Here is a 19,349-nt window from a genome sequence, read left to right as displayed (position 1 = left end):
TAGTTGAAGTACAGGTAAAGTATAGCCAAACCTAGCTAGGTATTTCCCGCAATGCGGTTTGGCGGGTGCTGCAGGCACTGCCGGAGGCTTGACGGGATCGTGCTCCTAGAGCAAAGCAATCATTCTGTAGAATGGAATTATTCGGAGGAGTGTATCGATTCGGATGAGCGGGAACTCAAACAGTGGCGGCCGTAAAATCATCATAGCCGTCGATATTGGCACGACGAGCGTCAAAGTGCTGGCAGCAGATGCCGGTATCCTCAAAGGAAGCGGGGACATGACAGCGGTGATCGCGAAGGCGGCGGTGGAATATCCGCTGAACGAACCGTATCCGGGGCGTTTCGAGCAGGATCCGGATCGCATAGCCGATGCCGTAGAATCTTCTGTACGAGCTCTGCTGAAGCAGGATGCCGTCTCTGTGGATGAAATCATCGGCGTATCGTTCAGCTCAGCAATGCACAGCTTAATGGCCGTCGACGCGGATGGCGTGCCGCTTACTGCACTCATTACATGGGCCGACTTGCGTGCGGCGTCATATGCCGGTGCTCTTCGATCCGGCGGACAGGCTGCAGAAATTGCAAGACGGACCGGCGTGCCTGTCCACGCGATGACTCCCCTGTGCAAATTAATGTGGCTTCGCGATCATGAGCCCGTTACGTTTCAAGCTGCGCATGCTTTTATCGGGGTGAAGGAATACGTCCTCTACCGCTGGTTTGGCGGCTCCTATATCATGGATGAATCCGTTGCCGGTGGAACCGGATTATATAATTTGCTGGAGGGCGACTGGGACAGCGAGGCTCTTGCGCTTGCAGGCATTGATGCGGGAAGGCTTCCGCGCCTTGCGGCATCGACACATGTGCTGAAGGGCATGCGGCAAGAGACAGCCGATGCGCTTGGTTTGCCTGCCGATATTCCGGTTGTCGTCGGCGCGGCGGACGGCGTGCTGGCTAATCTCGGAGCAGGCGCGGTGGAAGAAGGCGTCGCGGCCGTAACGGTCGGTACGAGCGGCGCTGTGCGCATCGGGCTGGACCGCCCCGCTGCGGATGAGAAGGGACGATTATTCTGTTACAAGCTCGCGGACGGATTATGGTTCTCGGGAGGACCGGTCAACAGCGGAGGCGTTGTGCTTCGGTGGCTGCGCGACAAGCTAGTACCCGCCGATGCGCAAGATGCGGCGGGCAGCGGGGTTGATCCCTACGAGCGGATTGTTGCGCTCGCGATGGAAACGAAGCCTGGAGCGGACGGCCTATTGTGCCTGGCGCATCTCGCGGGAGAGCGGGCGCCGCACTGGGACGAAGACGCGCGGGGCGTCTTCTTCGGCCTGTCGCTCGGACACGACAGGCGGCATCTTCTCCGCGCCGGCCTCGAGGGCATCGTCCTCGGGCTGCGCGCGGTGGCGGAAGCGGTCGCCGCAACTGCGGGCGGGCCGCTCCGCGAGATTCGCGCCTCCGGCGGCTTCGCCCGCTCCGCGGCGCTGCGCCAGCTGATGGCCGATATATTCGGGTGTCCGGTGACCTTGGCGGACACCGAGGAAGCCTCGGCCATCGGAGCTGCCATGCTTGCCCTGCTGGCGCTGGGCGAAGCGGGCAGCCTGCGCGGGCTCGCGTCGGCCGTGCAGACCGCCGACCGGCGTGAGCCGCAGCGTGAGGCGGCCGATGTCTACGACCGCCTCTATCCGGTCTACCGCTCGCTGTACGATGCGCTCGCGCCGGCATTCGCGGACATCGCCGCCTATCAACGCGGCCTCGTCCGCAGCGATGCGTGATCGCTTGCCCGCCGGTCAGTCCGCAGCCATGCACCAAGATCGGGGAGGCCGCAGCGCAGGGATTAAGGGGTCGTTCGGCCCAAAATTCACATTTTTCTCAGGCATGGTTTTCATTCCCGATCAAAAAGAGTAAAATAGGGGTATTGTAGACTATAACGATATGATAAAGGATGGAAGAAACCAGATGTCGAAACAACAAATCGGTGTAATCGGACTTGCCGTCATGGGGAAAAACCTGGCGCTCAACATTGAAAGCAAAGGGTTTACCGTTTCGGTGTATAACCGCTCCCGCGAAAAAACAGATGATCTTATCTCGGAATCCGCAGGCAAGAACCTGGTGGGTACGTATTCTATTGAAGAATTCGTCAGCTCCCTTGAGGTTCCCCGCAAAATTCTGATTATGGTACAAGCCGGCCAGGGGACGGATGCTACAATCGACGCGCTCGTTCCGCATCTGAGCCAAGGCGATATTATTATTGACGGCGGCAACGCTTATTTCCCTGATACGCAGCGCCGCAGCAAGGATCTGGAATCGAAAGGCTTTCGTTTCATCGGCACCGGCGTTTCCGGCGGTGAAGAAGGCGCGCTGAAAGGACCGTCCATCATGCCGGGCGGCCAACAATCCGCGTATGAGCTGGTAGAACCGATCCTGACCGCGATCTCCGCCAAAGTAAACGGCGACCCTTGCTGCACATACATCGGTCCGGACGGCGCAGGCCACTACGTGAAGATGGTCCACAACGGAATCGAATACGGCGATATGCAGCTGATCTGCGAAGCGTACGACCTGCTCAAGCGCGTGCTTGGCGTAAGTACAGAAGAGCTGCAATCGATCTTCTCGGAATGGAACAAAGGGGAGCTGGACAGCTACCTGATCGAAATTACGGCGGATATTTTCTCGAAATACGATCCGGATACCAACCAGCCGATGGTTGACGTCATTCTCGATTCCGCCGGACAGAAGGGCACAGGCAAATGGACAAGCCAGAGCGCGCTTGATCTGGGCGTTCCCCTGTCGATTATTACGGAATCGGTATTCTCGCGCTTCCTGTCGGCACTCAAAGAAGAGCGCACAGCGGCCAGCAAGCTGTTGAAAGGACCGCAGACGGCGCCGTTCCAAGGCGACAAAGCCGCTTTCATTGAAGCGGTCCGTAAAGCGTTGTTCGCCAGCAAGATTTGCTCGTATGCGCAAGGCTTTGCCCAAATGCGCGCCGCATCCGATGAATACGGCTGGAATCTGCGCTATGGCGACATCGCGATGATTTTCCGCGGCGGATGCATTATCCGCGCACGCTTCCTGCAGAACATCAAGGATGCATACGACCGCAACCCGGCTCTGCCGAATCTGCTTCTGGACTCTTACTTCCAAGAGATCGTGGAGTCGTACCAAGGCGCATGGCGCGAAGTCGTTGCGGCGGCAGTTACGCAGGGCATTCCAGTTCCGGCGTTTGCCAGCGCCCTGTCCTACTACGACAGCTACCGCACAGAGCGTCTGCCGGCTAACCTGCTGCAGGCTCAGCGCGATTACTTCGGCGCGCATACGTTCAAGCGCGTGGACAAGGAAGGAACATTCCACTTCAACTGGCTGCAATCGTAAGCGGCTAGTCCGAGGAATACTGCTTAAGCGCCAGCGATGCTTCACGCAGACAGCTGCGCAGGCGGTCCGTTTCGGGGCCGCCTCCGCCGCTCCGCTGTTTGATCATTATCATCGACGCTTCGGCGAAGCTTTGAAAGATGTGCAACAATCGTGGTTGAGGAAGGTTCGATAATTCGGACGCTTCGTCAGCCACTTTCTTTTTCACATACTCGAGCATCCAGACGACATCGTCTCGGCAAAGCGGATAATCGGGGGCAAGCATGCGGTTGAAGCGATCGACCGCCTGATGGGGATCCCGGTTCAAAGCCATATTCGGATCACGCCCTTCTATATAGCGTTTCTAATAAATACGCGTATTACATCTCTACGGCAAATCGAACTTTTTTATACCCGTCCCAATGTAATAATGGTATGATAGTGGCTGGCGAAACAGACGGGAAACTCGCATGATAAGTAGGTGCATAGAGCGATGAACGAGAAGAAGAGAAAGGCGCATATCGTGCTGGTCGGCTTTATGGGGACCGGCAAATCGACGGTCTGCCAGCTGCTTGCTAAGCGGCTGGGATATGATGCCGTGGATATGGATGCGGAGATCGAGCGGCGGGAAGGACGCCGCATCAAGGATATCTTTGCCGAAGAAGGCGAAGCGGCTTTCCGCAAGGCGGAGACCGAGGCTTTGTTCGAAATCTTGGCGCGTCCGGATGTCCAGATCGTTGCAACCGGCGGCGGGGCTGTACTGGCGGAGCATAACTGTGAAGCCATGCTTAAAGACGGGTATGTCATTGCATTGACAGCGGATGCAGCCCACATCATCGCAAGGGTCGCTAACGATACGGCGCGGCCGCTGCTGCAGGGGAATGCAGCAGCGGCCGTAAACAGGCTGCTGCATGAGCGCAAGCGTGCCTACGATTTCGCACATTTAACCATCGATACAACCGATCTGACTCCTCAGCAAGTCGCCGATCGAATCGGGGAAGGCTGGCTGCAGCTCGGATGAGAACTGCCGTTTCGGTCGCGTTGCTAGGAGCGCTTGGCGCTGCTGCCAGATATGGCGTGAACCTGCTGCTGCCGTATTCGTCTAGTTCTTCTTGGCCGTGGGCGACGTTCGTCTGCAATATAGCGGGCAGCTTCGTCCTGGGTGCGGTATTTGCGGCCTTCGCCCGTTCTGTGTTGAGCGAATTTTGGAGAGAGGCGGTTGGAACCGGCTTTATCGGGGCGTTTACAACCTTTTCATCCTTCAGCATGGAGACCGTTCAAATGCTTGAGCAGGGTCATCTTCTATCAGCAGTACTGTACGCTGCATCTAGTATGGCGATTGGCTTATTAGCCGTTCTTGCCGGCCAATATCTATTCACGCCGATCCGCAAGCCTGAAGAGGAAGGACAGTCGTCATGATTACCCTTTTCCTAATTGCTTTGGGCGGGGCAGTCGGTTCTGCTGTACGTTATGGGATCGGCAGGCTGGTTCAAAGCCGGGGTTATCGTCCATATATGGGTACGATGGTCATCAATGCGGCTGGGTCGCTATTGATCGGCATAGTGGCCGGCTTATACAGCCATAATCCGAAGCCGGCGCTATATTTTTTTATTGCTGTCGGATTGCTGGGCGGCTTCACCACCTTCTCCACCTTCATGGTACAGCTGGTAACGCTGGCAAGGCAGCGTTCCTACGGCGAAGCAATTCGATACGGTATTGGTTCTTTGGCCGCGGGCTTCGCATTGACTTCTCTGGGCTATGCATTCGTTTGGCATATGCTGAACTGAGAGTGAACCAGTAATGAAGCTTTCCGGGAATAGTATACATAGAATATCGACAATAAAGGAGTACGACGAAACCATGGATGTTATTGTGACACCAACGCCTAAGCTGCAGGGCGAAATTCAAGCCCTCTCCTCCAAAAACTACACGACCCGCTACTTGCTGGTGGCGGCGTTAGCGGAAGGGACAAGCACGATTTATTACCCCGCCCACAGCGAGGATAGCGATGCAATGCGCCGTTGTATCCGGGATCTGGGCGCCGTTATCGAAGAAGATAACGAGAAGATCGTCATTACCGGCTTCGGCCGCAGCCCGAAGGATGTCAAGCAGCTGGATGTCGGCAATGCCGGTGCCGTGCTTCGCTTTCTGATGGCAATCGCGGCGCTTTGTCCGGAGGTGACCTTCATTAACCGTTACCCGGATTCGCTCGGTAAGCGCCCGCACGATGATCTTATAACCGCTCTTGGCCAGCTCGGAGTCGATGTCCAGCATAATGAGGGCAAGCTGCCGATCACGATCCGCGGCGGACAGCCTAAGGGAGGCAAGATTCAAGTTTCCGGCGCTGTCAGCTCCCAATTCTTGAGCGCGCTGCTGTTTCTGACGCCGCTGCTGGAAGAGGACAGCGAGATCGAGGTCCTCCATGATTTGAAATCGAAGGTTGTTGTCGGTCAAACCTTGGAGGTGCTGGCTCAAGCCGGCATCGTGATCGAGGCGAGTGAAGATCTTATGCATTATCGTGTGCAAGGCGGCCAACGATATGCAGCGAAGGATTACATCGTTCAGGGCGATTATCCGGGATCGGCTGCCGTCCTTGCTGCCGCTGCGGTTACGCAATCCGATGTCACCATTCATCGTCTGGAAGAGAACAGCAAGCAGGGTGAACGGGCCATCATCGATGTACTTAAGGCGATGGAGGTTCCGCTTACGCACGAGAATGGCGTCGTACACGTGCAAGGCAACGGCAAGCTCAAGGCGCTCGAATTTGACGGTGATAAGGCGACAGACGCTGTTCTTGCCATGGTGGCTGCAGCGGTATTTGCCGAAGGCACCTCGCGTTTCTATGATGTCGAGAACCTTCGCTATAAGGAATGTGACCGTATTACGGACTATTTGAACGAGCTGCGCAAGGCAGGTGCGAATGTGGAGGAACGGAGAAGCGAAATCATTGTTCACGGACGTCCCGAGGGCGTGGAAGGCGGAGTCGAAATTAACGCACACTACGACCATCGGGTCATTATGGCTCTCACGGTCGTCGGGCTGCGAGCCAAGCAGCCGCTGCGCATTCGCGATGCCCACCATGTCGCCAAATCGTATCCGATCTTCTTCGACCATCTGAAGGCGCTCGGTGCAAATGTGGAATGGGTAGATTAAGTGTAAACATATCTTTATGGGTTGGGGTATGATAATCAGGAGAGGATGTGTTCAAGAATGACTTTCCAAAATCCATCGCGTGACGAAATCAAACAGATCTTGGAACAAACGAATACGATAGCGGTAGTTGGCTTATCCGATAATCCGGAGCGAACCTCTTATATGGTATCGGAGGCGATGCAGGCCAAGGGGTACCGGATTATTCCGGTTAATCCCAATGCGGATGTCATTCTGGGAGAGAAATGCTATCCGTCCCTAAAAGACATCCCCCATCCTGTCGATTTGGTGAATGTGTTCCGCCGCAGCGAGCATACGCCTCCAATCGCAGAAGAGACGGTTGCTATCGGGGCTAAAGTGCTCTGGCTGCAGCTTGGCGTTCATAATGATGAAGCTGCAGCGATCGCACAGAAGGGCGGCGTCCAGATCATTATGGACCGGTGCATTAAGGTAGAGGATTCCATTCTTCTGCCTCAAGGAAAATCCAAATCCTAACGGACATAAATTCGTCTTGTCACTCCAACAATAAGTTAGGTTTCCGCAATGGCTCTTGCCGATTTGCGTAAAATCCAATAACGAATTTATCGAGGAGGACAAGACGTGTTTCAAAACAACCAGCAGATGTTTAACCAACAAGCCGGCAATCAATCGAATAAGTACCAGCCCGTAGGCTATGTCCAGTCCCAATATCAAGGCATTCCTAAATCAAGAGGCGGCATCTCCGCTCAGAATGCTGGGCCGGTTATTTCCCATGTTGGTTATACAGCTGCTCAATCTAATCAAAACTTGTCCCAGCAATCGCGTTCCGGCATGCAAGGAAGCGGGTTCGGCATGAATGCTTCTGTCGGTCCGGTAATCTCGCGTGTCGGTTATTCGAACGGCCAGGATTTCTATTCAAAGCAACAGCAACAGCCACAAATGCAAGCTTCGATGGCTCAACAACAGCCGCAAATGCAAGCTTCGATGGCTCAACAACAGCCGCAAATGCAAGCTTCGATGGCTCAACAACAGCCGCAAATGCAAGCTTCGATGGCACAACAACAACAACAGCCGATCATTTCGAAATTCGGCTTTACGGCTGCTCAGAATGCTTCCCGCAGCTCCGCTCAGATGGGACAGCAATCTTTCCAAGCCTCGAATTTCAGCTCGCAAGCACAATCGCAGTTCCATCCCGTCTACCAAGCGGCAGGACAGATTCAGCAGGCTGGTCCGGTCATCTCTCACGTTGGCGGTTATACGGCAGGCGGGCAATCCCAGTTCGGCCAGCGTTTCTAACAAACGAGGGCGGGCACAAAAGTGTATTCGTTTGTGGCGGCGGACCCCTGGGTCTGCCGTTTTTCTTTTGACAAAGAGTCTGCGAACGCTTACGATCAAATCACTGGCTGTAAACAGCCTCTTGCAGTGGATTTTTAGCAATTGATTCCTTGACGTGAGGATTACCCCGTTACAGCAGCAATATCGTCAGGAAGGAGGATTGTAGATGAATGTGATGGGGCAACTGCAGCAGCTGGGAAGGTCGCTTATGCTGCCTATGATCGTGCTTCCCGCAGCTGCAATATTTTTGAGCTTAAGCGGCTTGCCATGGGAGAGTTTCGGCATGCCGGGCATGCCGGGCCACCTGCAGACGGCCGGGTATGCGCTGTTCGCGTTTCTGCCGTATTTATTTGCCTTTGGCGTAGCAATGGGCATGACCGGCAATGCCATCTCAGCCGGATTAGCGGCATTGGCGGGGATGTTTATCTATACAAGCATTATCGGAGCCAGCCGGTACGAACTGGAACCAACCGTGCTTACCGGTGCGATGATTGGATATGTGACCAGTTTATTTAATGAGCGGTATAAGTCCATTAAGCTGCCCGAGTATATTCAATTTTTTGGCGGTCCGCGCTTCGTACCGTTGATCGTCAGTTTTTTTGCAGCCTTCTGGGGCATTCTGATGGTCGAAATAGCTCCTAATATTAGAGATCTCATGGTTGAGCTAGGCAATATCGTTTCATCCGGAGGCGGCTTTGGGGTCTTTCTCTTCGGATTCGTCCTGCGTATTCTCGTCGTTTTCGGCCTGCATCATCTCGTCTCCCACGTATTTTGGTTTCAGGTAGGTGGGTACGAGCTGTCGGACGGATCGATGGTATTCGGGGATTTGCCGCGTTTCTTCGCCGGTGATCCGACCGCCGGAGCATTCATGGCCGGCTTATATCCGACGATGATGTTTGCGCTGCCGGCCATCGCCTTTGCCATAATTCATGAGGCAAGGGAAGACTTAAAGCCCAAAATTCGCGTGACGTTTATGTCGGCGGCGCTCGCTTCCTTTTTAACGGGCGTCACGGAACCGATCGAGTTCGCTTTTCTTTTCGTCGCACCATATTTGTTCGTTGTCCATGCTCTGCTCTCGGGCGTTATCATGTGGATTACATATGAACTGGGCATCCGGCACGGTTTTTCCTTCTCCGCCGGCGCGATCGATTATTTGATTAACGAGCACTTGGCTACTCGAGGCTGGCTGCTGCTGCCAATCGGTATCGTATTCGGGATGATTTACTATTTTCTCTTCCGATGGGCAATCAGACGCTTCCGTATTCCGACGCCGGGCCGAGAGGAAGGATCCCAGCTTGACGAATGGGCGGGCGACATACCTTATCGGGCTCCGCTTATTCTGCAGGCGATTGGCGGCAAGGAGAACATACAGCAGATGGAAGCCTGCATTACGAGGCTTCGCCTGAAGGTAGCCAGCGATAAGCTGATCGATACGAACGCGCTCAAAAACTTGGGAGCGGCAGGCGTCATTCGTTTGGGCGGCGGCAACGTGCAAATCGTTTTCGGCACCTATTCGGAGCTTATCCGGGAAGAGATGGACAAGGCGATACGCCGCGATTTGTCCCGAGTTCTGTTCAGTTCCCCTATGCAAGGGCGGATGATACCGCTTAGCGAAGTTCCGGATCCGATCTTCGCAGGGAAGCTAGTCGGCGATGGCGTCGCGTTCTTACCGGATAAAGGCGAGCTGGTATCGCCTGTGAACGGAAAGGTTGTCCATTTATATCCAACCTTGCATGCGATAGGGATTCGAACGCCTGAAGGACTTGACGTCCTGCTTCATATCGGCATCGATACGTCGCAGATGAAAGGAGCGGGTTTTACCGCGGTTGTAGAGGAAGGGGATCAGGTGAAGCCCGGTCAACTGCTGATCAGGTTCGACCTGCAGCGTGTCCGTGCCGGCTCTAAATCACTTGCAACACCGATGGTGATTACGAATTCCGATCGTGTCTCCTCTTGGAGCTTCGCGCCGTTCAAGAGCGTGAAACGAGGACAAGCGTCAGTCATGTCGGTTGTATTGAAAGAGAGAAGCAGTGGAGGGGATACAGAATGATTCATGGAATAGGAGCTTCTGCTGGTATTGCGATCGGTAAAGCGTTCGTACTGCCGAATTGGGAATGGGATTTACCGGAACAGAAAATCGACGTTGGAGATTTAGCCAGAGAGTTCGATCGGCTATATGAAGGAATCCGCACGTCCAAGAGTGAGATCGAGCAGATGAAAGACGAGCTTCGGGAAGTGGTCGGAACCGAAGAGAGCTACATCTTCGATGCGCACATTGCCATTTTGGAAGACCCCGTATTCATGAATGAAATTCAAGGGATTATCCAGCGCCAATATAAAGCCGCTGAAGTCGCGGTCAAGGAAGCCATCGATCATTTCGTAACGATGTTCGATCTGCTCGATGACGAATATATGAAAGAGCGCGCACTGGACATCAAAGACGTCGGCAACCGGCTGCTGAAGCATCTGCTAGGCGCGCCGGAAATTACGCTTCCCGCCGATACGCAGCCTTTCATTCTCGTTGCCAAGGAGCTGTCCCCATCGCAGCTCGCCCATCTAAACCCCAACCATGTGCTCGGCATTGCCACACTGGCAGGCAGCACGACTTCGCATTCCTCGATCATGGCGAGAGCGCTGGGCGTGCCGCTTGTCGTCGGTATTGAAGGCAAGCTGGATCATGTGATCCAAACGGGAGATATGCTTATCATCGATGGTGCCACTGGTATTGTGCATCTGGAACCGAACGATAAGCTCATCGACTATTATACCGAGCAGCAGCACCGCCAGAGAGAAGCCGGACAACGGCTTAAGGGAATCGCTCAAGTCCGCTCTGTGACGCCGGACGGCAAAGTAATCGAGCTGTCGGCCAATATAAGCTCCATCAAGGAGCTGGACGTTGCCCTCAGCAGCGGGACGAGCGGGGTAGGGCTGTTCCGGACCGAATTTCTCTATATGGACCGCAACCGTCTGCCGAAGGAAGAGGAACAGACCGACGTCTACCGGAACGTGGCGGAACAGCTCAGCGGAAGATCGCTTATTATTCGCACGCTCGATATCGGCGGGGATAAACATCTGGACTATTTCGAGCTTCCGGAAGAGGAGAATCCGTTTCTCGGCTATCGTGCCATACGCATTTGCCTGGACAAAACGGATCTGTTCAAAACGCAGCTAAGAGCCATACTGCGCACGAGTGCATATGGCGAAGTGAAAATCATGTATCCGCTCATATCGTCCGTCGAAGAGGTCCGAGGGGCCAATGCGCTGCTGGAGGAAGCCAAGCGCGAGCTGCAAGCGGAGGGCATCGCCTTCAATAACGACATTGAGGTCGGAATTATGATCGAGCTGCCAGCCGCAGTCATGATTGCGGATATGCTGGCGAAAGAAGTGGACTTCTTCAGTATCGGCACGAATGATCTGGTACAGTTCACGCTGGCCGTAGACCGGATGAACGATCAAATATCTCACCTCTATGAGCCTTATCATCCTGCTGTCCTGCGCATGCTGAAGATGACGGTGGAAGCAGCGAAGCGCAATGGAACGCATATTGGCGTCTGCGGAGAGCTGGCAGGAGATGTCCGGGCGCTGCCCATCTGGCTGGCACTCGACGTCGATGAGCTGAGTATGTCCGCACATGCGATTCTGCCTATAAAAGAACGGCTGCTTAGCCTAAGGCAGCAAGACAGCCGTTCATTGTTCGATGATTTAATGCAATGCCGGACAAGTGCGGAAATCCATGAGAGCTTGAATGCATTTCATCGGCAATTCGACATGGGTTCCGAGCAATAACGGACCACGCCGATCCGAATAGCAGGGACGTTCATTAACTGCGCAGTGCGTCCACGAATGCTTTGGCATATGGCGGCAAATCCGGAGGACGGCGTGCCGAGACGATATTGCCGTCCACAACGACAGCTTCGTCGTACCAAACTGCTCCTGCATTCTCCATATCATCGCGAATGCCTGGCGTTGACGTCACTTTGCGGCCTTGAAGAATCTTAGCCGAGATGAGCACCCATCCGGCATGGCAAATTTGACCGATCGGTTTACGTGCCTCGTCCATTTCTTGCACGAGCCGAAGCACTTGAGGATAGCGTCGAAGCTTGTCCGGCGCCCATCCTCCCGGTACGAGCAAACCGTCGATCCGGCTGCCGTCCATCTCGTCGAAGGATAGATCCGCCTTGGCGGGTACGCCGTATTTGCCAATATGCGTGCGGCCTTTCTCCGGTCCCGCGAAGAGCACGACAGCGCCTTCCTCGCGTACGCGATATACCGGATACCATAATTCCAAATCTTCGAATTCGTCATCGAGCAGGCAAATAATTGTTTTTCCTTGTAAGGTCATGAGAACATCCTTTCCGAATAGTCTGCCGCGGTTAAGGGGCATTCCTATTCATTCCTAAATTATTCATTCTCATTAATTGTAACGGAGGGCAACCATTGAAGCAAACCGAGTACGCTGCTGCATCAAAGACAAGTCGCATCAAGCGGGGCTGGCTTCGATTCCTTCCCGCTGTTGCCTGGATGGCTGTTATATTCGCTTTCTCCTCGCGAACGGGCGACGAGCTTGGTACCGTTCTGCCTTGGTTTCAGAAGCTATTTCCATTCATGACCAGCTTTGACTGGGGGCACTTTGTTTCGTACTTTGTCCTCGGGCTGACGTTTGATTATGCGTTCGGCAAAAGCTCCGACCGCTTAACGGTGAAGATTCTTATTGTTTTCCTTTGTACACTGTATGGCGTTTCCGATGAATATCATCAATCTTTCGTGGGCGGCCGCTCGCCGGATATCTATGATGTGCGCAACGATGCTATTGGAGCTTCCATTGCGGTGATCTTGACCGCAATTCCTTTCATTCGGACACGCTGGCGAAAAATTGCATCATAAAGCGAAATCATGCAAAAATTACAATGCCGCTTCTAGGAGGACTTTAAGCGAAATAGGTCGAATACTTTATCGTCAAGCACTGTTTTTCCGTTATCGGAAATCATGCTTTTGTCACGAGAAGGAGTGGACCAATTTGCAAAAGCGTTGTCCTTGCGGCGATGTGATGCCGATGAAGCTGCGAACCGTCATTTATTCCGGCAAGGTAGAGATTGATAATGTGCCGATTTATTCTTGCCAGAGTTGCAACCGCAGCGAGGTATTTCCGGAGGTTAAGCCCGACCTGACCGGATTGATCGGAAAACTGGGCTCGCAACCCGTAAAACAGACTTATTTGTTTAACGAGTGGAATGAATGGGCAGATTTGTTAGTAGAGGCTTATCATGACCGACGAAGCACGGATCCGGCAGTCGTGAAATCCATGATTCAAGACCGGATCAATATGCTTCTTGATTTGTATACGATGGCGCGATCGACCCAGGATGAGGTATGGGTTGCTGACATACATAAGCGGCTCGTTCAATTAAGCCGGAGCGTGGTGTAACCGGATGTTCCCGAACATAACACCGATCGGGTGTCAAGATGTAAAGGACGTTCTAATAATGGAGTGAGGTCATGGAACAGATTCGCAATCTGATGACGTTAGACCAGTGGGAAGAAGCTTATGCCTCATCGCAAGACAGGCCGCTGCTCATCTTCAAACACAGCACGCATTGTCCAACGAGCGCCGGCGCATTCGAGGAATTGTCGAATTGGGTCGAGGATGCGGAGCAGTCGGCATTGAATTGCGTTCTCGTCCTCGTTGTAGAGAACCGGGTGGTGTCAGAAGCCATTTCTGCGAAATTATCGCTGAAACATGAGTCGCCTCAGACGATTTTGGTGGAGAACGGAAAAGTGGTTTGGCATGCTTCGCATTGGCGCATAACGTACTCGACATTAGACGAACATCTCGGGCATCATTGCGAAAAGTAATATTTTGTCGTATCATTACGATAAAGTAATGCGGAGCGAGACCTGAAAATTTGAGTTAATGGAGAGAAGGACCGTGACGGTAACTATTTATGATGTAGCAAGAGAAGCAGGCGTTTCGATGGCAACGGTTTCCAGGGTCGTGAATAATAACCCGAACGTGAAGCCTCAAACGCGGAAGAAAGTATTCGAAGCGATCGAACGACTGGGCTATCGTCCCAATGCCGTCGCGCGTGGTTTAGCGAGCAAGAAAACAACGACCGTTGGCGTCGTAATTCCTGATATTTCGAATGCGATCTTCGCCGAAGTCGCACGGGGTATCGAAGATATCGCAAACATGTACCACTATAATATTATTCTGTGTAACGCGGACAAGAAGAAGGACAAAGAAATCCGCGTCATCAACACGCTGCTGGAGAAACAGGTAGACGGGCTATTGTTCATGGGCGGAACGGTAACGGAAGAGCATGCGCAAGCTTTCAAAACAGCTAACGTTCCGATTGTGCTCTGTGCAACGACGGATGAGAACGGCGCTATCCCTTCGGTCGATATCGACCACGAAGCGGCTGCATTCGATGCCGTTCAGCTCCTGATCAAGCAAGGACATACCTCGATCGGAATGATTAGCGGAACGCTTCAGGATCCGGCTAACGGCTACGCCCGCTTCCAAGGGTATAAGCGTGCGCTGCAATCGGCAGGTATCCCGTATGACGAGGAGCTTGTACGCATCGGCAATTACCGGTATGAATCCGGCGTAGATGCGATGAAGTACTTCCTGGAGCTGCCTAAGCGCCCAACGGCGGTATTCTCGGCAACGGATGAGATGGCCATCGGCGCCATTCATTGCATTCAAGATTACGGCCTTAAAGTTCCGGAAGATATTTCGGTTATCAGCGTAGATAATAGCCGAATGGCTTCAATGGTGCGTCCGCAGCTTACTGCAGTGGCACAGCCGATGTATGATATCGGTGCGGTCTCCATGCGTCTACTGACGAAACTAATGAAGAAGGAAACGGTCGAACATGCGAAGGTCGTACTTCCGCACGAGGTCGTAACACGCCAATCGGTGGGCAATAAATAATGGCATCGACGTACAACAAGATTGGTATCATCGGTGCGATGGCAGAAGAGATTGACCTGCTCCATAAGCATGTTCAGACGTCGGTATCGTTCGAGAAGGCGGGCATTACGTATGTAGAAGGAACCCTTCACGGGCGTCCGGTTATTTTCTGCAAATCCGGCGTCGGCAAAGTGAACGCGGCGGTTTGTACGCAGCTGATGATTGATGCGGGTGTAGACTGCGTGCTGTTCACAGGCGTGGCAGGCGCAGTAGATCCATCCTTGAATATTGGGGATATCGTCGTTTCGACGACATGCCTTCAGCATGATATGGACTGTACCCCGCTCGGCTTTGCCCGCGGACAAGTTCCGTATCAGGACGTATGGGAATATGAAGCGGATTCCCGTCTAATCGAGCTTGCGCTTGATGCTTGCGATCGGTTGTTTCCCGGGCGGAGCGTACGGGGCAAGGTGCTGTCCGGAGACCAGTTCGTCGCTTCCCGCGAAGCGGTTCGGCTCCTTCATGAAGAGTTGAACGGAGCATGTACGGAAATGGAAGGCGCCGCTCTTGCGCAGGTTTGCGCTATGAACGATACGCCGTTCGTCGTCATTCGCGCGATGTCGGACAAAGCGGACGGTTCCGCGCATGTTAACTTCTCCGAATTTACGGTTGAAGCGGCAGTAAATTCACATCGTATCATTGACGATATGATTCAGCGAATGTAAGATCCTGTTTAATTAGGCTATCTCCAAACAGCCAGCGTTCCTCGCGGACAAGGCTGAAGGGGATAGCCTTTCTTGTGCTTAATGCTCTTGGATGGCCAGATTCGTCGTCTGTCTGTTCTTCTCTTCGATTTCATTGCGCCTTGGCATCGCCGGCCAAGTTGACGTATCGTCGAGCCAATATTCGGGAAGCTCGTCCGGACTCAGTCCGCTCCAATGCGATCTCCACGTTTGGGGCAGCGGTTCGTTAGCGCCTGCTTCAGCGAGCTTAGCCGCCAAGGGATGGTCTGTCATCTCAAGCCAGACCAGCGCCCAGGCGCGCGGAACGACCCGCCACATGTCATAGCCTCCGCCGCCGACGGCAACCCAACGGCCGCCTGCGTGCTTATGGGCAAGCCGATGTATGATGGCCGGCATGGCTTGATAGATCCTCATGCTGCAATAGGTATGAGACAGCGGATCGAATGCATGCGCATCACAGCCATGCTGGCTGACGATGATGTCCGGTTTGAACGCAGCCGTTATTTTCTCGATCGAGGTCTGAAAGCTTTCCAGCCATGAGTCGTCCTCGGTGTACGGCTCTACGGGGACGTTGACCGCGGCTCCGCGTCCATGCTCATTGCCTCGTTCGTATACATAACCGGTCCCGGGAAACAGAAACTTGCCGGTTTCGTGAATGGAATACGTGCAGACGTCCGGGTCATTGTAAAAGGTCCACTGCACGCCGTCCCCGTGATGAACGTCTGTATCGATATAAAGCACCCGAGCCCCGTATCGCTTGCGGATATGTGAAATAGCGATAGCGGCGTCATTATAGACGCAGAAGCCCGAGCCGCGGTCAGGAAACGCGTGGTGAAGGCCTCCAGCCATGTGGTAAGCGTGCAGAGCCTGTCCGGACATAACCAGGTCCGCCGCACATACAGAGCCGCTTACAACGGCCATAGCGGCCTCGTGCATGCCCGGGAAGAAAGGAGTATCCTCGGAGCGCAGTCCATAACGCTCCGCCTGGATCACCCATTCCGGGTCCGGACGGTCGGCGCTTAACTGTTTAACCGCTTTCATATAGTCGTCACGGTGGACGAGTGCGAGCATGCTTTCATCCGCCGGCTCGGGTTCGATACGATCGGCTGCATCCAGCGCGCCCGCGGACTCGAGCAAATCGAGCGTCAGCGTCAGCCTGTGCGGATGAAAGGGATGGTCAACATTGAATTGATACCGGGCAGTTCCCGGATGATGGATAAATACGGCATTAGCCGTCATCGGTCCTCATCGTCCTTCCTCACTAGTACATGAATCGTTGTCTGAATCGTACGCGGTCAAACTGCTCGACAGACGACAGCGGCACGTGCTTGCCAATGCGCACCATTAAGCAGTTAGCGGGATGTGCGCAGATCTCGGGATCGTCTGTCGCAAACCAAACCATGCCGACGGACTGCATCAATTTCTCCATCATGGACCGGTATTCCCATACGTTCATCTTGGTGCCTTCCAAATCCCAATGCCAATAATATTCCGTTGTATACACGATCGCATTCTCCAGCTGATCGCCGGCAAATGCAGTGCGAATCATTCGTTTGCCAAGTCCCAGCGACCGGTAGCTGTCCGCTACTTCTATCGCGCCGAGCTCGATTAAATCGTCCATACCGCCTTCAGACCAGGTCTCCAGCTCGTCCGGATAGTGAAACGTGACATAGCCCACGATCGTCTCTCCGTCCCGTGCTGCAATGATGCGCCCTTCCTCGAGCTCTGCGATCTCGATAAGCGCTTTATGCTGCTCAGCCGGCCTGCGAAAAGCGTCCAGATCCGGATGGAGAGCAAGGCGTGACAGGGCATCCGGAGGAATCGGTCCTTCGATGATGATTTCCCGGCCGTCGTAAGGCAGACGTTCTGCATGCATGATTTTGCGATGTTCCAAGGTCCATGACTCCTTTCGAGGTCTATATTACTTATAGCATTAAAGTGGCTCTATGAAAAGGAATGGATGAAAAGCGGTTAGCTATGATATAATATGTAAGCGTATTCGCTATATATGGTTTATTGCTCCGTGCATGGCCGAGATTTCGCTTGCAGGGGCCAGTAGAGATTGTACATTGGGTAGGAGGATGATGATTATTATGGAAAATATGAATCAAGAACGGTTACCGGCAACGGCTACCGGCTCCAACATGACGAACTACGAAGAAGCGTATAATCAGTTTGACCTCGCTCAGATCGAGCAGCACTTTTCTTGGCATGCAACGGGAAAGGTTAACATGGCTTATGAAGCCATCGACCGTCATGTAGAACAAGGGCGCGGCGATAAAATTGCGCTTTACTATAGTGATAACCAGCGTGACGAATCATACACCTTCGAGCAGATCTCCAAACAATCGAATCGGTTTGCCAATGTACTGCGCAATCGCGGCATCGGGAAGGGCGATCGCGTATTTATTTTTATGCCGCGGACGCCAGAGCTTTATTTCAGCCTTCTCGGCATCGTCAAGGTCGGCGCTATTGTCGGCCCGCTATTCGAAGCATTCATGGAAACGGCCGTCAAGGACCGTCTGCAGGACAGCGGAGCGGTGGCGATCGTAACGACACCGGCACTTCTGCCCCGTATTCTGCGGAGCGAGCTTCCTGAATTGAAGCATATTTTTGTTGTTGGCGACGATGTGCCTCAAGAGGAAGGCATCATCGATTTCAAGGCCGAGATGGAGAGTGTCTCGGATGAAGCCGAGATCGAGTGGCTAGGCCGCGAGGATGGACTGATTATTCACTATACGTCAGGTTCTACCGGCAAGCCTAAAGGTGTCTTCCACGTTCAGAATGCCATGATCCAGCATTACTATACAGGTCGCGTCGTGCTTGACCTGCAGCCTGACGATATCTACTGGTGTACGGCCGATCCAGGATGGGTAACGGGCACCTCGTACGGCATTTTTGCGCCTTGGTTGAATGGGGCTACCAACGTGATCCGCGGCGGCCGGTTTAGCCCTCAGGACTGGTACAATACGCTGCAGAAGTATCGCGTGACGGTCTGGTACAGCGCACCGACAGCCTTCAGGATGTTGATGGGCGCAGGCGACGATGTCGTCAATCAATACGATCTAACCAGCTTGCGGCATGTTCTAAGCGTAGGCGAGCCGCTTAATCCCGAAGTCGTTCGTTGGGGACAGAAAGTGTATAACCAGCGTATTCATGACACATGGTGGATGACGGAGACCGGCGGTCAATTGATCTGTAACTACCCATGTATGGAAATCAAGCCGGGTTCGATGGGGCGTCCCGTACCTGGCGTTCAAGCGACTATTCTTGACGATGCGGGCAACGAGCTTCCCCCATATCGGATGGGCAACTTGGCGATCAAGACGCCGTGGCCGTCCATGATGAGAACCATATGGAATAATCCGGCTAAATACGAAGAGTACTTCGTTATTCCAGGATGGTATATTTCCGGGGATTCGGCTTATAAGGACGAGGAAGGCTACTTCTGGTTCCAGGGCCGCATCGATGATGTCATCAACACCGCCGGCGAACGTGTAGGTCCTTTCGAGGTTGAGAGCAAGCTGGTCGAGCATCCGGCTGTCGCAGAAGCGGGTGTAATCGGGAAGCCCGATCCGATGCGGGGCGAAATCATTAAAGCTTTCGTGGCACTTCGTGAAGGATACACGCCTTCGGACGAGTTGAAAGCCGACATCACGCAATTCGTTAAGGTCGGACTGTCAGCCCATGCCGCTCCTCGCGAGATCGAATTTAAAGATAAGCTGCCTAAGACGCGCAGCGGCAAAATTATGCGCCGTGTTCTGAAGGCATGGGAGCTTAACCTGCCGACAGGGGATCTTTCAACAATCGAAGATTAGTATTTGTTTCGGTAACAGAGCCAACAGGAGCCTCTCCGGTTGGCTCTTAATTCTGTTTAAGAGAAATAAATAAAGG

At 53.6% G+C, this 19,349-nt stretch carries 20 protein-coding genes; 16 read left to right on the top strand and 4 right to left on the bottom strand.

The features are described 5' to 3' along the window. Window positions 1-163 precede the first annotated feature (163 nt). Together L1F29_RS20860 and gnd are read left to right on the top strand one after the other, a co-directional pair. The gene (locus tag L1F29_RS20860; RefSeq protein ID WP_258383973.1) at window positions 164-1,765 is read left to right on the top strand and encodes a gluconokinase; all 1,602 of its coding nucleotides are present in this window, start codon (window positions 164-166) and stop codon (window positions 1,763-1,765) included. Between the two features lie 184 nt (window positions 1,766-1,949). After that, window positions 1,950-3,362 (top strand): NADP-dependent phosphogluconate dehydrogenase, encoded by a 1,413-nt coding sequence (gene gnd, locus L1F29_RS20855; protein ID WP_258383972.1) that lies wholly within the window; start codon window positions 1,950-1,952, stop codon window positions 3,360-3,362. 4 nt (window positions 3,363-3,366) lie between these two features. Here gnd and L1F29_RS20850 read toward each other — a convergent pair whose 3' ends face one another. After that, window positions 3,367-3,672, bottom strand: a complete 306-nt coding sequence (locus L1F29_RS20850; RefSeq protein ID WP_258383971.1) for a hypothetical protein — start codon at window positions 3,670-3,672, stop codon at window positions 3,367-3,369. Between the two features lie 159 nt (window positions 3,673-3,831). On the opposite strand from L1F29_RS20850, the gene L1F29_RS20845 reads away from it, so the two are divergent. From L1F29_RS20845 to ptsP, 8 genes are all read left to right on the top strand, one after another. Next, window positions 3,832-4,359 carry a shikimate kinase gene (locus tag L1F29_RS20845; protein ID WP_258383970.1) on the top strand — a complete coding sequence of 176 codons (528 nt, stop codon included), beginning with the start codon at window positions 3,832-3,834 and terminating at the stop codon, window positions 4,357-4,359. Continuing rightward, window positions 4,356-4,757 (top strand): fluoride efflux transporter CrcB, encoded by a 402-nt coding sequence (crcB, locus tag L1F29_RS20840; protein WP_258383969.1) that lies wholly within the window; start codon window positions 4,356-4,358, stop codon window positions 4,755-4,757. The genes L1F29_RS20845 and crcB overlap by 4 nt, the downstream gene beginning before the upstream one ends. Then, window positions 4,754-5,125 (top strand): fluoride efflux transporter FluC, encoded by a 372-nt coding sequence (locus tag L1F29_RS20835; protein ID WP_258383968.1) that lies wholly within the window; start codon window positions 4,754-4,756, stop codon window positions 5,123-5,125. The genes crcB and L1F29_RS20835 overlap by 4 nt, the downstream gene beginning before the upstream one ends. A 73-nt stretch (window positions 5,126-5,198) precedes the next feature. Continuing rightward, window positions 5,199-6,491: a 3-phosphoshikimate 1-carboxyvinyltransferase gene (gene aroA / locus L1F29_RS20830; protein WP_258383967.1), complete on the top strand. Its 1,293-nt coding sequence runs from the start codon at window positions 5,199-5,201 to the stop codon at window positions 6,489-6,491. Between the two features lie 57 nt (window positions 6,492-6,548). After that, complete coding sequence (locus L1F29_RS20825; RefSeq protein WP_258383966.1) at window positions 6,549-6,983, top strand: CoA-binding protein; 435 nt, start codon at window positions 6,549-6,551, stop codon at window positions 6,981-6,983. 105 nt (window positions 6,984-7,088) lie between these two features. Continuing rightward, on the top strand, window positions 7,089-7,763 hold the full coding sequence (locus L1F29_RS20820; protein ID WP_258383965.1) for a hypothetical protein: 675 nt from the start codon (window positions 7,089-7,091) through the stop codon (window positions 7,761-7,763). 205 nt (window positions 7,764-7,968) lie between these two features. Further along, a complete protein-coding gene (locus tag L1F29_RS20815; RefSeq protein ID WP_258383964.1) occupies window positions 7,969-9,852 on the top strand; it encodes a glucose PTS transporter subunit IIA in 1,884 nt (627 codons plus the stop codon). Then, window positions 9,849-11,588 (top strand): phosphoenolpyruvate--protein phosphotransferase, encoded by a 1,740-nt coding sequence (ptsP, locus tag L1F29_RS20810; protein ID WP_258383963.1) that lies wholly within the window; start codon window positions 9,849-9,851, stop codon window positions 11,586-11,588. The genes L1F29_RS20815 and ptsP overlap by 4 nt, the downstream gene beginning before the upstream one ends. Before the next feature lie 34 nt (window positions 11,589-11,622). On the opposite strand, the gene L1F29_RS20805 is transcribed toward ptsP, so the two are convergent. Next, entirely contained in the window at window positions 11,623-12,144 is a 522-nt protein-coding gene (locus L1F29_RS20805) for a type 1 glutamine amidotransferase domain-containing protein (protein ID WP_258383962.1), read from the bottom strand. 95 nt (window positions 12,145-12,239) lie between these two features. On the opposite strand from L1F29_RS20805, the gene L1F29_RS20800 reads away from it, so the two are divergent. From L1F29_RS20800 to L1F29_RS20780, 5 genes are all read left to right on the top strand, one after another. Then, complete coding sequence (locus tag L1F29_RS20800; protein WP_258383961.1) at window positions 12,240-12,686, top strand: VanZ family protein; 447 nt, start codon at window positions 12,240-12,242, stop codon at window positions 12,684-12,686. A gap of 133 nt (window positions 12,687-12,819) precedes the next feature. Further along, the gene (locus L1F29_RS20795; protein WP_258383960.1) at window positions 12,820-13,227 is read left to right on the top strand and encodes a hypothetical protein; all 408 of its coding nucleotides are present in this window, start codon (window positions 12,820-12,822) and stop codon (window positions 13,225-13,227) included. Between the two features lie 71 nt (window positions 13,228-13,298). Further along, the gene (gene ytxJ / locus L1F29_RS20790) at window positions 13,299-13,655 is read left to right on the top strand and encodes a bacillithiol system redox-active protein YtxJ (protein ID WP_258383959.1); all 357 of its coding nucleotides are present in this window, start codon (window positions 13,299-13,301) and stop codon (window positions 13,653-13,655) included. Between the two features lie 73 nt (window positions 13,656-13,728). After that, window positions 13,729-14,733 carry a catabolite control protein A gene (ccpA, locus tag L1F29_RS20785; RefSeq protein ID WP_258383958.1) on the top strand — a complete coding sequence of 335 codons (1,005 nt, stop codon included), beginning with the start codon at window positions 13,729-13,731 and terminating at the stop codon, window positions 14,731-14,733. Further along, window positions 14,733-15,437 carry a 5'-methylthioadenosine/adenosylhomocysteine nucleosidase gene (locus L1F29_RS20780; RefSeq protein ID WP_258383957.1) on the top strand — a complete coding sequence of 235 codons (705 nt, stop codon included), beginning with the start codon at window positions 14,733-14,735 and terminating at the stop codon, window positions 15,435-15,437. The genes ccpA and L1F29_RS20780 overlap by 1 nt, the downstream gene beginning before the upstream one ends. A 78-nt stretch (window positions 15,438-15,515) precedes the next feature. Here the strand turns inward: L1F29_RS20780 and L1F29_RS20775 are convergent, their stop codons facing one another. Together L1F29_RS20775 and L1F29_RS20770 are read right to left on the bottom strand one after the other, a co-directional pair. Further along, the gene (locus L1F29_RS20775) at window positions 15,516-16,694 is read right to left on the bottom strand and encodes an acetoin utilization protein AcuC (protein WP_258383956.1); all 1,179 of its coding nucleotides are present in this window, start codon (window positions 16,692-16,694) and stop codon (window positions 15,516-15,518) included. A gap of 22 nt (window positions 16,695-16,716) precedes the next feature. Beyond that, window positions 16,717-17,349 (bottom strand): GNAT family N-acetyltransferase, encoded by a 633-nt coding sequence (locus tag L1F29_RS20770; protein ID WP_309252319.1) that lies wholly within the window; start codon window positions 17,347-17,349, stop codon window positions 16,717-16,719. 199 nt (window positions 17,350-17,548) lie between these two features. Here L1F29_RS20770 and acsA point away from each other — a divergent pair, with 199 nt between their 5' ends. Beyond that, on the top strand, window positions 17,549-19,273 hold the full coding sequence (gene acsA / locus L1F29_RS20765) for an acetate--CoA ligase (protein ID WP_258383955.1): 1,725 nt from the start codon (window positions 17,549-17,551) through the stop codon (window positions 19,271-19,273). Window positions 19,274-19,349: the final 76 nt, after the last annotated feature.

Origin of the sequence: Paenibacillus spongiae, from assembly GCF_024734895.1 — a bacterium.
GTDB classification, from domain to species: Bacteria; Bacillota; Bacilli; order Paenibacillales; family Paenibacillaceae; genus Paenibacillus_Z; species Paenibacillus_Z spongiae.
The sequence above is the reverse complement of the archived record's forward strand: the minus strand, read 5'-3'. Positions and strand labels throughout refer to the sequence as shown.